General features: G+C 69.7%; 18 protein-coding genes and 2 pseudogenes. 7 read left to right on the top strand and 13 right to left on the bottom strand.

What is annotated here, in order from left to right:
- Positions 1 to 59: 59 nt before the first annotated feature.
- A pseudogene (locus AS97_RS46810) lies at positions 60 to 196 on the top strand (MerR family DNA-binding transcriptional regulator); the annotation flags it as partial.
- A 99-nt stretch (positions 197 to 295) separates the two neighbouring features.
- Entirely contained in the window at positions 296 to 778 is a 483-nt protein-coding gene (locus tag AS97_RS03015) for a VOC family protein (RefSeq protein ID WP_210564284.1), read from the top strand.
- Positions 779 to 946: 168 nt separating this feature from the next.
- Here the strand turns inward: AS97_RS03015 and AS97_RS46805 are convergent, their stop codons facing one another.
- The 8 genes and pseudogenes from AS97_RS46805 to AS97_RS02980 form a co-directional block, all read right to left on the bottom strand.
- Positions 947 to 1,306: an alpha/beta hydrolase gene (locus AS97_RS46805; RefSeq protein ID WP_247204208.1), complete on the bottom strand. Its 360-nt coding sequence runs from the start codon at positions 1,304 to 1,306 to the stop codon at positions 947 to 949.
- A gap of 710 nt (positions 1,307 to 2,016) precedes the next feature.
- Positions 2,017 to 2,484, bottom strand: a complete 468-nt coding sequence (locus AS97_RS03005; protein ID WP_059148301.1) for a cupin domain-containing protein — start codon at positions 2,482 to 2,484, stop codon at positions 2,017 to 2,019.
- A gap of 406 nt (positions 2,485 to 2,890) precedes the next feature.
- Entirely contained in the window at positions 2,891 to 3,805 is a 915-nt protein-coding gene (locus AS97_RS03000) for an NADP-dependent oxidoreductase (protein ID WP_059148300.1), read from the bottom strand.
- Positions 3,802 to 4,437, bottom strand: coding sequence for a hypothetical protein (locus AS97_RS46800; protein WP_349017634.1), 636 nt, complete (start codon positions 4,435 to 4,437; stop codon positions 3,802 to 3,804). The genes AS97_RS03000 and AS97_RS46800 overlap by 4 nt, the downstream gene beginning before the upstream one ends.
- Positions 4,432 to 4,572 (bottom strand): annotated as a pseudogene (locus AS97_RS46795) (transcriptional regulator); the annotation flags it as partial. The gene AS97_RS46800 and the pseudogene AS97_RS46795, both read right to left, overlap by 6 nt.
- 152 nt (positions 4,573 to 4,724) lie before the next feature.
- On the bottom strand, positions 4,725 to 4,949 hold the full coding sequence (locus AS97_RS02990) for a hypothetical protein (protein ID WP_059148298.1): 225 nt from the start codon (positions 4,947 to 4,949) through the stop codon (positions 4,725 to 4,727).
- Positions 4,925 to 5,431, bottom strand: coding sequence for a hypothetical protein (locus tag AS97_RS02985; protein ID WP_210564282.1), 507 nt, complete (start codon positions 5,429 to 5,431; stop codon positions 4,925 to 4,927). The genes AS97_RS02990 and AS97_RS02985 overlap by 25 nt, the downstream gene beginning before the upstream one ends.
- A 131-nt stretch (positions 5,432 to 5,562) precedes the next feature.
- Entirely contained in the window at positions 5,563 to 5,868 is a 306-nt protein-coding gene (locus AS97_RS02980; protein ID WP_059148296.1) for a hypothetical protein, read from the bottom strand.
- Positions 5,869 to 6,251: 383 nt separating this feature from the next.
- Here AS97_RS02980 and AS97_RS48435 point away from each other — a divergent pair, with 383 nt between their 5' ends.
- Genes AS97_RS48435 through AS97_RS02960 form a run of 4 tightly spaced genes read left to right on the top strand, consistent with a single transcriptional unit; the run spans position 6,252 to position 7,677 of the window.
- Complete coding sequence (locus tag AS97_RS48435) at positions 6,252 to 6,374, top strand: hypothetical protein (RefSeq protein ID WP_260613219.1); 123 nt, start codon at positions 6,252 to 6,254, stop codon at positions 6,372 to 6,374.
- Entirely contained in the window at positions 6,371 to 6,604 is a 234-nt protein-coding gene (locus AS97_RS02970) for an alpha/beta hydrolase fold domain-containing protein (RefSeq protein ID WP_059148294.1), read from the top strand. The genes AS97_RS48435 and AS97_RS02970 overlap by 4 nt, the downstream gene beginning before the upstream one ends.
- A gap of 28 nt (positions 6,605 to 6,632) precedes the next feature.
- Complete coding sequence (locus tag AS97_RS02965; RefSeq protein WP_059148293.1) at positions 6,633 to 6,851, top strand: hypothetical protein; 219 nt, start codon at positions 6,633 to 6,635, stop codon at positions 6,849 to 6,851.
- Between the two features lies 1 nt (position 6,852).
- Positions 6,853 to 7,677, top strand: a complete 825-nt coding sequence (locus tag AS97_RS02960; protein WP_210564281.1) for a helix-turn-helix transcriptional regulator — start codon at positions 6,853 to 6,855, stop codon at positions 7,675 to 7,677.
- 138 nt (positions 7,678 to 7,815) lie between these two features.
- Here the strand turns inward: AS97_RS02960 and AS97_RS02955 are convergent, their stop codons facing one another.
- Positions 7,816 to 8,769, bottom strand: a complete 954-nt coding sequence (locus AS97_RS02955; protein ID WP_086709406.1) for a threonine/serine dehydratase — start codon at positions 8,767 to 8,769, stop codon at positions 7,816 to 7,818.
- A 35-nt stretch (positions 8,770 to 8,804) separates the two neighbouring features.
- On the opposite strand from AS97_RS02955, the gene AS97_RS02950 reads away from it, so the two are divergent.
- A complete protein-coding gene (locus AS97_RS02950; RefSeq protein ID WP_059148291.1) occupies positions 8,805 to 9,455 on the top strand; it encodes a TetR/AcrR family transcriptional regulator C-terminal domain-containing protein in 651 nt (216 codons plus the stop codon).
- Positions 9,456 to 9,511: 56 nt separating this feature from the next.
- Here AS97_RS02950 and htpG read toward each other — a convergent pair whose 3' ends face one another.
- The 4 genes from htpG to AS97_RS02930 all read right to left on the bottom strand — a co-directional run bounded on the left by htpG (position 9,512) and on the right by AS97_RS02930 (position 13,554).
- The gene (gene htpG, locus AS97_RS02945) at positions 9,512 to 11,458 is read right to left on the bottom strand and encodes a molecular chaperone HtpG (protein ID WP_210564280.1); all 1,947 of its coding nucleotides are present in this window, start codon (positions 11,456 to 11,458) and stop codon (positions 9,512 to 9,514) included.
- Between the two features lie 155 nt (positions 11,459 to 11,613).
- Positions 11,614 to 11,769: a hypothetical protein gene (locus AS97_RS02940; RefSeq protein ID WP_167746535.1), complete on the bottom strand. Its 156-nt coding sequence runs from the start codon at positions 11,767 to 11,769 to the stop codon at positions 11,614 to 11,616.
- Between the two features lie 146 nt (positions 11,770 to 11,915).
- On the bottom strand, positions 11,916 to 12,362 hold the full coding sequence (locus AS97_RS02935) for a nitroreductase family deazaflavin-dependent oxidoreductase (RefSeq protein ID WP_059148289.1): 447 nt from the start codon (positions 12,360 to 12,362) through the stop codon (positions 11,916 to 11,918).
- A gap of 535 nt (positions 12,363 to 12,897) precedes the next feature.
- Entirely contained in the window at positions 12,898 to 13,554 is a 657-nt protein-coding gene (locus AS97_RS02930) for a hypothetical protein (protein WP_059148288.1), read from the bottom strand.
- Positions 13,555 to 13,725 lie beyond the last annotated feature (171 nt).

The raw sequence follows: 13,725 nt of genomic DNA, 5'->3' as shown, positions 1-13,725 counted from the left end.
GACAGCGTCGCGCTGACCTTCAACTCGCCCGCGAACCCTTGCCGGGAAGGTGACGAACCGTGAGCCCTGCGGACGCCGCGCTGCGCCCCGTCGATCCGGCCCGGATCGCGGGTGTCTCTCCACCCAGCAGATCCGCAACTACGTCGACCCGGGCGTCCTGCCCCCGGCCGCCCGCACCCCCGCCGGCTACCGGCTCCACCACTACCTCACGGAAAATCGGTCGGCCGAGGACCGATGAGTTCTCGGCGCGGTAGCGGTCGATAGGGGTAAACGCTCCCCAGCACAGGAGGAATCGATGGCCACCGACGGATTCACCACATGCCTGTGGTTCGACGGCAACGCCGAAGAGGCGGCGCAGCACTACATCTCGATCTTCAAGAACTCCAGGCTCGGACGGATCGCGCACTACACCGGGGCCGAGCCCGGCGGCGCTGAGGGATCCGTGTTGACCGTCGAGTTCGAGGTCAACGGACAGAAGTTCGTGGGGCTCAACGGCGGGCCGCAGTTCACCTTCAGCGAGGCCATCTCCTTCCAGGTGCACTGCGCGGACCAGGACGAGGTGGACTACTACTGGAGCAGGCTCTCCGAGGGCGGCGAGGAGGGCCCCTGCGGCTGGGTGAAGGACAAGTTCGGGGTGTCCTGGCAGGTCGTCCCCAGCGCGTTCCTCGACATGGTGACCGGCTCGGACCCGCAGAAGGCCAAGCGGGCCACCGACGCGATGATGAAGATGGGCAAGCTCGACATCGCCGCGCTGCAGGCGGCGTACGACGGCGCGTAGCGGCCCTGGGGGCGGGCCCGTACGGCATGCGGTCAGGCTGCCGTACGGGCCCGTCCCGCGGTCGTACGGACCCGGCTCGCGAGCGCGCCACTGGTAGGACTCCGTTACGTCGCTCCTCCGCTGTCGGCCTTTCCCTCGAACCGGTCGGCGGCCTGGCCATGTGTCTCCTCAGACGCGCCCGGCGGGCCGGGGCGGGGCGGATAGGAAGGGGAGAAGCTCGCCGGCGAAGGCATTGGGACATTCCTCGGGCACGAAGTGGCCACTGCCCGCAATCACGGCACCGGTCAGCCGCGGCGCGACCGTGTTCAGACTGTCGGCGAGTCGGGCGCGTGTGCTGTGCTCGCCGCCGACGGCGAGTACGGGCATGGGAAGGGTTCCTCCGGTTTCGTGCCAGGCCCGGTTGACGCGGCCGTCCTCGAGGAGGGTGCGGTAGTGCGCGAAGCCGGCACGCAGTGCCTCGTATCCGCGGTAGGAGGAGGCGACGGTGGCGACCTCTTCCTGCGGGAAAGTCCCGGGTACGGCGGACAACCAGTCGAACCACCAGGTAAGGAAGTCGCTCTCCCGCCGGACCCGCCGACCACGGCATGCAGCCGGGTGCCGTTCGCTGTGACGGTGATGCTCTCGAATCCGTCGGGGAGCGGCGTTTCGTCGCGTGGAGGTGGTTTTCACGTCTTCTGTGCGAGGGCTTCGCGGACCGCGGGTACGACTCCGGCGGCGCATGAGCCGTCCGCCTTTGCGCCGGTCAGCGCCGGCATGCGGGACCCGTACGAGCCCAGCCACAGCCGCAGGACGGGGGCCGGCGCGGGCCGGGGTGGACGCCGGCGAGCGAGTAGTGCGCGCCGTGCGTCCGCACACTGCGCTCGCCACACTCCACATGGCCCGGATGACGGTGGTCGCCTCTTCACGTGCGTCGACGGCCTCCTTTGGTGTGCGACGGGAGCCGCCCATGGCCTCGACGGCTTCCCAGAAGGCGCCGGCACCCAGGCCGAGCTGGACCCGGGAGCCGGCCAGTCGGTCCAAGGTCGCCACAGCCTTGGCCGGCACCGCCGGCGGACGCGGCGGCGGAGAGCTGACCGCCGGGACGAGGGTGACCTGTCGCGTCCGCGCGGCGCCGGCCGCGGTGGCCGGGAGCGGGAAGGGGAACGGGCCCGCCGTCGCCTCGGAGGCAGTGCCTTCGAGACCGGTCGGTAGCCAGGGTGACGGCGGTTCCGGCACGGGCACTCGGGTCCGTGAGCTGTTCAGCGCGGCGGGCCGAGGATGACGCCGCCGTAGAGTTCGGATGCTTCCGCCAGGAGGGACTTGGGGATCTCGAAGCCATCGGGACGCGGGGTGGTGAGGTCGCGTCCGGCGTGGCGGAACATGCCCTCGATGCCGCCGGGGGTGGTGATCATCAGCAGGTCGGCGCGGTCGGAGGTGATGCGGTAGGCGTGGGGGACGTTGCGGGGCAGGTACACGATCCCGCCTTCGCGCAGTTCGTGTTCCTCCTCCCCGGACCACACCAGGGCCGTGCCCTTGATCAGCATGAACACCTCGTCCTCGCGGGTGTGCAGGTGGAACGGGGGCGCTTCGCCCTTGGCGACGTCGAAGCGGCCCACGGTCAGTTTGCCCTCGGTGGCTTCCTTGCCGAGCAGCACGGAGAACGTTCCCCCGTCGAGCCATTCGAGTCTCTGCTGCTGCTCGGGCTGCGCCAGATAGGCCATGGTCATGAGAAGTCCGTTCTCAGAGTTCGGTCGGAAGAATGCTCCGGCCCCCGCTCGTAGGCGTGTCACGGACACCGGGACCGGGGGGTGCCTGGAGAATCAGCTGCCCTGGGTGCGGCGCACCCAGGCAAAGTGGGTGGTAAGGGCGCTGTCGAGAGGGCGGCAGCGGGGGCGGCGGCGTCGAAGAGGTGGGAAACCACCGGCCCAGACGTGGAGTTCGGCCTGGACGTCGCAGGACCACAAACGGGAGGCATCTCAGGAGTCATGCGGGACCTCCGGTGCGGGAGGGATACGGGAGGGTGCGGTCTGGACGCACGACGGGGGGCGTGCGGACACGGGCCGGCCGGCTGGTCGCGGACGGCCTGCGGGGCCGACCCCCGCAGACGCAAGGGCCGGCTCGCGCGAGAGGGAGTCAGCCGACGGTGAGGACGAGCTTTCCGCGGCTGTGGCCGGCGTCGCTGGCCTGCTGCGCCTTGGCCGCGTCGGCGAGCGGATAGGTCGCGCCGACCGTGGTCACCAGCGCGCCGGCGGCGGCCTGTTCGGCGAGTTCCGCCAGTCGGGCGGCCGAGCGTCGCTGCGGACCCTCGGCGAAGACGACGCCGAGTTCGCGGGCCCGGAAGTCGGCGGTGGTGACGATCCGGTCGGTGCCGCCGCGCAGGGTGATGGAGTCCTCCAGCGCGCCCTTGCCCGCGGCGTCGAACACGGCGTCCACGCCCTGCGGGGCGACCGCGCGGACCCGCTCGACCAGGTTCTCGCCGTAGATCAGCGCGGTGGCGCCGAGCGAGGTCACATACTCCTGGTTGGCCGGGCCGGCGGTGCCGATCACGCGGGCGCCGCGGGCGACGGCGAGCTGGACGGCGACGGTGCCGAGCGCGCCGGACGCCCCGTGGATCAGCAAAGTCTCGCCGGCCTTGACGCCGAGCAGGTCCAACACCCGCTCGGCGCCGTCGCTCGCCACCGGCAGCGCGGCCGCGTGCGTCCAGTCCAGACCCGCCGGCTTGAGGGCGAGGACGGCCTCGGTGGCCAGCGCGTACTGGGCGTAGGAGCCGGTGTCGGACCAGCCCAGTACCTCGTCGCCCACCTTCAGCCGGTCGACGCCCTCGCCCAGAGCGTCGACGACCCCGGCGATCTCTCCGCCGGGAACGGCGGGCAGCGTGGTCGGGAAGATGGCCTCCATGTTCCCGGAGCGGATCTTGCCGTCCACCGGGTTGACGCCGACCGCCCGGACGCGGATACGAACCTGGCCGGGGCCGGGCTGGGGGATCTCGGTCTCCACCTCGTGCAGGACCTCGGTGCCGCCGAACGTGTCGAAAACGATGGCCTTCATGACTGCTGTCTCCTTGGATGGGTTGATCTGGTGGCACTGGTCATGTGGCTGGCCACATGAAACGCGGCATCGGTTACGTGGCTGGCCAGGTATTTGCATGGGTGCGTGCAAGGGCTGGGTCTGCGGAGCCTCGGGCCGCCTGCCCGAGAGGGCCACTCCGGCAACGAGGACGACTTCGGTGGCGCGATTGCGGATCCGCTGGTCCTGCTTGCCTTTCGGGGCGGATGACCACGCTGGTTCCGTACGTGAGCCGGCCGGCCGAGGACCCGCGCCGCCCTCGGGTTCAGCGCGGCGGGCCGAGGATGACACCGCCGTAGCGTGCGTGGGTGCGGTGCACCCACGCATGATGGGTAGCGAGGGCGGCCCTGGGCAGGGCAGCCTCGGGAACTGGGCCGCCGAGAACGTGGAAGCCGCCGGGCCCTATGCGCGGTCCGGCCCGGATGCCGGCCGCGACGCCGGCAGCAGTCGGGGTCCAGAGCGTCATCCAGTCGCTGGCAGTACAGCTCCAGCTCGCCCAGCTCACGATGCCGGTAACGCTTGAGGTCCTCATGGTGGGTGACGTCCACCTCGTGCGACCGCCAGAGCTCGGCGAACTCGGGGCTGGCCTCCAGCAGCGCTGCGACGACCGACACACCGGCCAGCGCGGCTACCTCCTCGCGCCGCAGCCCACCGGTACGACCCCGGGAGCCACGGGGAAGCCCGACATCCTCCGGCTGCAACGCCTCCCGGCGTGCCCGGAGAAAGTCGGCCAGCAGTACCCGGTCCATCTCAGCCTCCCGTGTTCGACTGAGCAAGCGTCGCGTGAACCAGGACCCGGATGAAGGCCGTACTTATCCACGGACAAGTTGTCCCTGGCAGACCGTGCGGTGCGGGACCGCGCCCGGCCAGGTGGTAGCGGGACGGGCGGGAGCGGTTGGAGTTACGTCGTGGCGAACCAGGACATCCGGTCGGCGGCCTGGCATCGCATGGGTTCGCACCCGCTGTTCCACGGTATGCCGCCGCCAGTCCCGGCCGAAGACGTGCTGCTTCCGCCCGCCGACATCGACGGTCGCGACTCCTGCAGCCCGGCCCCGGCCATGTAGCGCCGCCACCGCTCGCCGTCCTCGAAGACGGTGGCGGTCACCGCGCGTCCGGTGGTCCGCATCTCCTCGGCGGTGGTGCGTCGGCTGATGAGGTCCAGCAAGGGAGAGGGCCCTGGTGCCGGCCTGGCCGCACCGCGAAGCGGCGGATGCCCAGGTGCTCTCCCGGTCCCAGGGGCGCAGCCGTCTCGACGCAGTCCCAGAATGCCGCGACCACGGGGGCGCCGGCCCGGTCCTCGGGCAGTGGGGTCTCCAACCGCACCATCGCCATGAACCCCGTGGGGGTGGCAGAGCCGGTGTAGCCGTAGACGCGGAAGGCAGATGGCTGACGGCGCACGCGGTGCGCGGCCGCGGCTGCCGAGGCCGGCCCCTCCGCCTCCTCGGCCATGCGCAGGACGTCGGGCACGTCCGCGGGCCGCAGCGGGCTGTCCTCGACGTGGGGGTGCGCTCGCCAGGCGTACGGGTCGTCCGGGCCGCTTTGGTTGCGGAAGAGGAACATCCACTCCCCGACCCGCACCAGCGCGTCGCCCTCGGTGGCGGCGCGCACCGCCTGCAGGTCCGCGACCGAAACGCGGACGCGGATGTCGTCGTAGCGCTCGGGGTCCCCAGCGCAGGTCGGCCTCGAGCGTCGCCCGCACCGCGTCGTGCGGGTGCAGCCCTTCGGGAGTGGTCCCGATGTCAGGGCTGCTGGCGCAGCCAGGAGAACACCGTGGCGGTGTCGGTCTCGCCCAACACCGCGCGCAACAGCGGTTCGCGGGTGACGTAGACCTGCGCGACGACTTCGAGGGCGTGTCGGTGGACGGCGCTGGGCAGGTCGCCGGTCGGCTCCCACGGCGCCCCCGGCGCCGCGGCGGGCACAGACGCGGCGAGGGACAGGGCGAGCGGGCTGCCCCCGGCGAAGGCGATGAACGGGCCGCGCTGTTCGGCGGGCGCGCCGCGGGCGGCCAGCAGGGCGTCGGACTGGGTCGCATCGAGCGGCCGCACCGCCACCTCGGCGAACAGCGGCGAACAGCGGCGCCCAGCCGGGATCCAGCGACCACTCGGGATCGGGGGCGACCCGGCTCGCGAGCACGACGAGCGCGTCCTCGGGGAGCCGGAGCAGGAAGGTCTCGCGCAGCCATGCCTCGAGTCGCTGGCACTGCTCGAAGGTATCGATCAGGAGCCGCGCCCGGCTCGGCGCAGGCGGGTGCGGCGGCCTCCTCCAGGCGCCGCGGATCCGCGTCCAGAAACCGGGCGTCGAGTGGATCGGCGGGAGCGTCTTCGGCGTCCTGCTCGACGCCGAGGCGACCGGCGGGCAGCTGACCGTCGGGCGCTTCGACGTCAGTGCGGGCGAAGCGCCGCCGTTTCACGTCGGCGGGCTGGAGAAGATGTTCCGCCACGCGGGCCGCGACCCGCGTAAGCCACGCCCGGAAGGCTTCGAGATCCCGCCGCAGCTCCTGGCCGAGGCCGCCGAGCCGTCCGGCAACGCCGTGCTCGGCCCACCCCGGTGACACCGCGGTTGCCGCGGTATACCGTTCCGCCGGCCTACATCGAGGTCGGCCAACTGGACGTGTTCCGCGACGAAGACACCGACTACGTCACCAAACTCAGCCGCGCCGGCGTGCCGGTCGAATTCCACCTGCACCCCGGCGGCCCGCACGAATTCGACTCGATAGCCTTTACCTCCGACGTCGCCCGGCGCGCCATCGCCGACCGCATCCGGGTGCTCGAGTTGATCTGAGCCGCCCCCTCACTGAAAGATCGAGATCATGACGCTCAGCTTCGAACCCGAAGTAGCCGACGTCCTGGCCCAGCTGGGCGGGATCGACGCATTCCAGCCGTCGCGCGACGACGTCGAAGGCCGTAGAGTCCTCTGGGAGCCGATCCTCGCCGCCTCCAGCGCCGCCCAGCCCTTCCTCGAAGACGTCCGGAGGGTGGATCTCGCCGACCGGACGTTCTTCGGCATGCGTCTTGTTCGCGGAGGCTGAGATGGACCGGGTACTGCTGGCCGACTTTCTCCGGGCACGCCGGGAGGCGTTGCAGCCGGAGGATGTCGGGCTTCCGCGTGGCTCCCGGCGTCGTACCGGTGGGCTGCGGCGCGAGGAGGTAGCCGCGCTGGCCGGTGTGTCGGTCGATTACTACAGTCGGATCGAGCAGCAGCGTGGTCCGGTGCCGTCCGAGCAGGTGCTCGCCGCACTCGCCCGGGGGCTGCATCTCAGCCTCAGCGAGCGGGACTACCTCTTCGACCTCGGCGGGCATCCCGCGCCACGACGGATGCTCCGTGAGGATCACGTCAGCCCGACCATGATGCGCATCGTGGAACGGCTCTCGGATACGCCCGCGTTGGTGATGTCCCGGTTCAGTGAGACGCTGCTGCAGACCCGCCCGGCGGTCGCTCTGCTGGGTGATTACACCCGGTTCAGCGGACTGTCCCGCTACCTGGTGTACCGCTGGTTCACCGACCCGGCGCAACGTGACCTCTATCCCGTCGAGGACCACGCCCTGCGGGGCAGGGTCTTCACCGTGGACCTCCGGATGGCGTACACGGCGGACACCACGGGCAGGGCCGAGGAGATCGTCGCAGCGCTGCTAAAGGCCAGCCCCGAGTTCGCCGAGCTCTGGCGGTCGCACGAGGTGGACGTCACCCACCATGAGGACCTCAAGCGTTACCGGCATCGTGAGCTGGGCGAGCTGGAGCTGTACTGCCAGCGACTGGTGGACCCCGACCAGGCCCAGGAACTGCTGGTCTTCTCCGCCGTACCCGGCTCACCGAGCTACGAAAAGCTTCAACTCCTGGCAGCCGTGGACGCTTAGTACTGCAACGGCGCTTGCCGTGACTGATGGCCAGGTCAGGGGCTGTGTCCGTGAGCCCCTGCACCCCCTGCCACCGCCCCCTGCCCAGAACATCCACCACCAGCCCACACCCCAGAGCCAGAGCGACTTGGCGCAGTCCTACTGGTGGCCGTGGGTGAGGTCCGCGGGGTCGGTGTTGGCGCCGCAGAGGAGCACGGCGACCTTCTCCCCGGGCCGCGGCCGGTACCCGCCGGACGTGAGGGCCGAAAGCGCCGTCGCCGCCGCGTGCTCGACCGCGATCCTGCGGTCGTCCCACAGGGCTCGCCGCGCGGCGACGATCGCCTCGTCGGGCACCAGGACGGACCGTACCCCGTCCTTGCGGGCCCACTCCAGCGCGTCCGAGGACACATGGCGCGCCCCCAGCGAGTCCGCCGCGACCGAGTCCACCGGGACATCGACCACCGCATCGGCCTCCAGCGCGGCGTTCAGGGCCCGGCACCCGTACGGCTCCACGGCGACGACCCCCACCCCGTGCTCCAGGGCGGATACCGCGACACCGGTGAACAGCCCGCCGCCCCCGACCGCCACCACCACGGTGTCCAGGTCGGGCCGGGTCTGGAGGATCTCCTCCAGCACGGTGCCCGCCCCGGCGGCGATCAGCGGGTGGTCGTACGCGTGCGACAGCAGCGCACCGGTTTCGGCGGCGTGCTTCTGCGCGGCCTCCCGCGCGTTGTCGTACTCGGTGCCGGTCTGATGGACCTCGGCGCCGAGCCGGCGCAGCCGGTCCACCTTCACCGGGGGCGCGGTCTCGGGCACGAACACCGTGGCAGGCACGGAGTGCCGCGCCGCCGCCCACGCGCACGCGAGCCCGGCGTTTCCGCCGGAGGCGATGGTGACACCCGTGTCCGGCAGGGTGCCCGCCTCCTGGTGGCCCCTGATGAAATTGAACGCGCCGCGCGCCTTGAAGGTGCCCGTGTGCTGCAGGAACTCCAGGGCCAGCCATCCCTCGGCCGCACCCCATGCCCCCTGCTCCACCGGAGCGAGCGCCACCGGCCGGATATGTCCCGCGACCCGTTGGGCCGCGGCTCGTACGTCCTCGATGGAAAGAGTCACTGAAACACTGTAACAACCACTGGTACGCTCGTGTCATGCGAAGCAGCCGGGACCGAGCCGATCAGCCCACCCTGGAGGTCATCGCCGAGGCCGCTCTGTCCGTCGTCGACGACGAGGGACCCGAGGCGCTGAGCTTCCGCAGGGTGGCGCAGCTGCTGGGCGTCTCCCATGCCACGGTCTTCCGCCGCTGCGGCGACTTCGACGGTCTGGTGAACGCGTGCGCGGACCGGCTGGCCGCGCGGATGCCACTGGTGGGACAGGACCTCGACTGGGCCACCGCCACCGAGGCCCGCTTCTGCGCGTTCTACGAGGTGCTGATCGAGCATCCCGGGCTGGTGGCGCTGCGGTCGGGCCGCGCCTGGTGGGGCCCGCATCTGCTGAGCCGTCTCGTGGAGCCGCAGCTGGCGCACAGCATCGCCGCCGGAATGGCGCCCGAGGCGGCGATCCGGGTCTACCGGCGGCTGTATCTGCTCACCCTCGGCGCCGTCGCCTTCGTCGACCACCGCGACGCGAAGAGGGTGCGCACCGCCGCGCGCACGGCGCTCGCCGCCCTGGATCCCGAGGAATTCCCGGCCCTCACCGGTAACCTCGGCGTCGTCGTGCCCGCGCTGACCGACCACGAGGTCTACCGCGGCGCGCTGCGGCAGCTGATCGACGCCTCCGCGGCGGCCTGCCCCGGACGGTGACCAGCGCCCGCGGGGCGGCCCCGACTGGGCCCGCCCCGCTTCGCGCCGCGGTGTGGTTACAGCGTCTGCTGCACCCGCTCCGCCACCAGCTTGATGAATCGCGACGGGTCGCTCAGCTCACCGCCCTCGGCGAGCAGCGCCATGCTGTAGAGCAGCTCGGCCGTCTCCGCGAGACCGCTGTCGTCCTTGCGCTCACCATGGGCCTTGCGCAACCCGCTGACCAGCGGATGGGTGGGGTTCAGCTCCAGAATGCGCTTGATCTGGGGCAGGTTCTGACCCATGGAGCGATAGATGTTCTCCAGGGCCGGGGTGACATCGAAGGTGTCACCCACGATGCAGGCCGGCGAGGTGGTCAGCCGCGTGGACAGCCGCACCTCCTTGACCTGCTCGCTCAGCGCCGTCGTCATCCAGGAGAGCAGCTCGGCGAAGTCCTTCTGCCGCTGCTCCCGCTCGGCCTCCGCCTCCTCGTCCTTCTCGTCCTGGGAGTCGAGGTCGACCTGCCCCTTGGCGATGGAACGCAGCTGCTTGCCCTCGAACTCCGGCACGGCGTCGACCCACAGCTCGTCGATGGGGTCGGTGAGGAGGAGCACCTCGAAGCCCTTGTCCCGGAACGCCTCCATATGGGGCGAGCTCTCCACGATCGAGCGGGACTCGCCCGTCATGTAGTAGATGTGCTCCTGCCCGTCCTTCATGCGCTCGGTGTAACCGCGCAGCGTGGTCGGCTGCTCGGCGTCATGAGTCGAGGCGAACGAACACACCTCGAGGATCGCCTCGCGGTTCTCCAGGTCGCTGAGGAGACCTTCCTTGAGAACGCGGCCGAATTCCGTCCAGAAGGTCGCGTAGCGCTCCGCGTCGGAGGACATGATGTCCTTCACCGTCGAGAGCACCTTCTTCACCAGGCGACGCCGCATCAGCTGAATCTGGCGGTCCTGCTGAAGGGTTTCCCGCGAGACGTTCAGCGAGAGATCCGCGGCGTCCACCACGCCCTTGACGAAGCGGAGATATTCCGGCATCAGCGCTTCGCAGTCGTCCATGATGAAGACGCGCTTGACATAAAGCTGCACACCCCGCTTGCGGTCCTGCATATACAGGTCCTGCGGTGCGCGGGCCGGAATGAAGAGCAGCGACTGGTATTCGAAGGTGCCCTCCGCCTGCAGGCGGAGGGTCTCGAGCGGATCGACCCAGTCGTGGCTGATGTGCTTGTAGAACTCGTGGTACTCCTCGTCGGTGACCTCGTCCTTGGGACGGGCCCACAGCGCCTTCATCGAGTTGACGGTCTCGAGCTCGGGCGCCTTCTCCTCGCCCTGCTCGGCCTCGTCCGCCTCGTCCGTCGTGACCGGGGCCTGGGTGGGGGCCATCCGGATGGGCCAGGTGATGAAATCCGAGTGCTGCTTGATGATTTCCCGGATCTTCCAGGGCGAGGCGTAGTCGTAGAGATGGTCCTCGGTGTCCTCCGGCTTGAGCTTCAGCGTGACGGAGGTGCCCTGGGGCGCGTCGTCGGCCGGTTCGAGGGTGTAGGTGCCCTCACCGCTGGAAACCCAGCGGGTGCCCTGGCTCTCCCCGGCGTGACGAGTCAGCAGGGTCACCTCGTCGGCCACCATGAAGCTGGAGTAGAAACCCACCCCGAACTGCCCGATGAGGTCCGCCGAAGCGGCCGCGTCCTTCGACTCCCGCAGCTCCTTGAGGAATGTGGCGGTGCCGGAGTTCGCGATCGTGCCGATGAGCTCCACGACCCCGTCATGCGACATGCCGATGCCATTGTCGCGAACGGTCAGCGTGCGGGACTCCTTGTCGACCTCAATGGCGATATGGAGATCAGAGGTGTCCGCCTGAAGGTTTCCGTCGCGGAGCGATTCGAGCCGCAGTCTGTCCAGCGCGTCGGAAGCGTTGGAGATGAGCTCGCGCAGGAAGACGTCCTTGTTCGAGTAGATCGAATGGATCATCAACTGCAGAAGCTGCCGCGCCTCGACCTGAAACTCGAAAGTCTCGACCCCTGTAGTCAACTGTTTCCCCTCATGAGATAAGTGTCGACGGCATCAAGCACCGTGCGTCATCGGCAGTTTATCGAAGATGAGGGGTGTCGAGCGGCCTTCCGGGCAGATGACGGACGGCCGCTCACGGGACACGGATAGGTGCCCGGGCGTGGGGCCGGAGTGCGTCAGCCGCCGCCGTGCACCCTGCTCCAGTCCAGGGCCTCGGCGGCCTCCCGCTGGATGACCTCGGCAGCCTCCCGGGCCTCGGCAGGGACGTCGCCGTGCTCCGCCACGAGGCTGTCGTAGATCGGCACGAAGTCGGGCTTGTCGGTCGCGGTCATGTGGCGCACTTCCTTGGCTACGGATTCCGGGTCAGCCCCCGGATACCCGGTCTATCGAACAGTCATGCTTTGGCGTAGATCACACAGGGGTTCCCGGTGATCCACAGAGGCCCGGCGCGGTGCGAGGCGCCGGGCCCCGTCGCAGGTCAGTGCCCGGCGGGCGCCGGCTCCAGGACGAAGACCGGGATCTGGCGGTCGGTCTTCTTCTGGTAATCCGCATAGTCCGGGAACGCCTCGACCGCGCGCTCCCACCACAGGGCCTTCTCCTCGCCCGTGACCTCGCGCGCGGTCATGTCCTGCCGAACCGGGCCGTCCTGCAGCTCGACCCGCGGGTCGCCCAGGACGTTGAAGTACCAGACCGGATGTTTGGCAGAGCCGCCCAGTGAGGCGACGACGGCGTAGGTGCCGTTGTGCTCCACCCGCATCAGCGGGGTCTTGCGGATCTTTCCGCTCTTCGCACCCCGCGTGGTCAGGAGGACCACGGGCATGCCCAGCATGGTCGTTCCCTCGGTGCCACCGGAGTTCTCGTAGAGCTCGACCTGATCCCGTACGAACTTCTCCGGGCTCGGCTCGTACTCACCCTGCAACGGCATGATGTCCGTCCCCTTGCTGCGTTGTCCCTGGTGCGAAGACTCGCCTGACGTCTCCCCGTGCTCATCCTCAACACGGGGAGTGCGCGAGATCACCCCGGCAACACGGGGAGTGCGCGAGATCATCCCGACGGGCTCGGGCCGTCGGGGCGGCGACGGGGAAGACGTCCGTTACGCCGCCATGCGGCGCTGGTCTGGGGAGGGAGTGGGGGTGGAGGCAGAGCTGGGGGTTGGCTTGTCACCGTTCCGCTCCGCCGTGCGCTTCGACTCATCGGACTGACGTCCACGAGCAGGGAAGGTCAGGTCCGGTACATCGACGACCGGCGGCAGATCGGGAGTGAGCAGTGGCTGCTCATTTCTGTTCATGGGCAGCGGGTACCCAGGTGCGGCACACTCACCCTGCGATACCGGTCACAGTCGGACATGGCGGTCAGATCGGCGGTTCATGCCCGAGTGCGGTTCACGCCCGCGTGAGGGCAGGCCGTGGAGACGTCGGCGATCCGCGACGCGTCCACGGCCTGCCCTCGGTGCCGTCGGTTCAGCCCACGCGTTCGATGCGCGCGTTACGGATCAGGAATTTGCCCGGCTCGCGAACCTGTTCGAAGGCGGCGTTGTTGAGCAGGGCGCAGCTGCCCGAGGTCGAGGCGACGGAGACCGTTGTCGACTTGTCGTTGTCCAGATTGGTCACCTTGAGTTTGGTGCCGACCGGGAATTGATTGCTGGAGGCGGCCGGGGCGCCACCCTCACCGGACAAGGTGACGGTCGACCCCGCGCAGACGACCTCGCCGGAGGCGCCGGAATCACCGGCGCCGGAGTCCGAGGGGGCAGCCGAGGCGGGAGCCGAGGCCGAGGCGCCGCCGTCGGACGGGGCCGCCGCCTCCCCCTGCCCGGCCGCCTCGTCGACGGCGCACCCCGACGCCTGCTGCTTTCGCTTGATCTCCTCGATGACGGCCTGGCGATTGGCTATCCGCGCCTCCGATTGTGCGTCCGGGTTGGCCTGCTGGTCCGCGATGAACTTCTGGTTGTTGGAAAGCGCCTGGTCCAGCCCGGTGCAGGCCGTGGAGGACTGCGCCGCGTTGTCGGTGCTGGCGTTGCTGGTGGCCGCCAGAACCCCGGCGCCGGTGCCCGCCAGCGCCAGCGCACCGACCATCAGGCCGAGCTTCTTCTTGCCGCTGAGTGTCCTTTTGCGTGTCATTTCGACTCCTTTTCGAGCTGCCCGTCATCCCATACGGGCGGGTGCCGGAGTCGTCTCATGACCGGCGGAATTTTTTTTGACGGATGTGATTGAGGGTTAAACGGTGCTGAGGTCTTCCGGGCCTCACCTTAAAAGGGCCTTAAGGCTTCATGAAGCCTTAAGGCCCTTTCG

The organism is Streptomyces sp. AgN23, assembly GCF_001598115.1.
Classification (GTDB): Bacteria; Actinomycetota; Actinomycetes; order Streptomycetales; family Streptomycetaceae; genus Streptomyces; species Streptomyces antimycoticus.
Note: the sequence above shows the minus strand (reverse complement) of the source record. Positions and strands in the feature narration are given on the sequence as shown.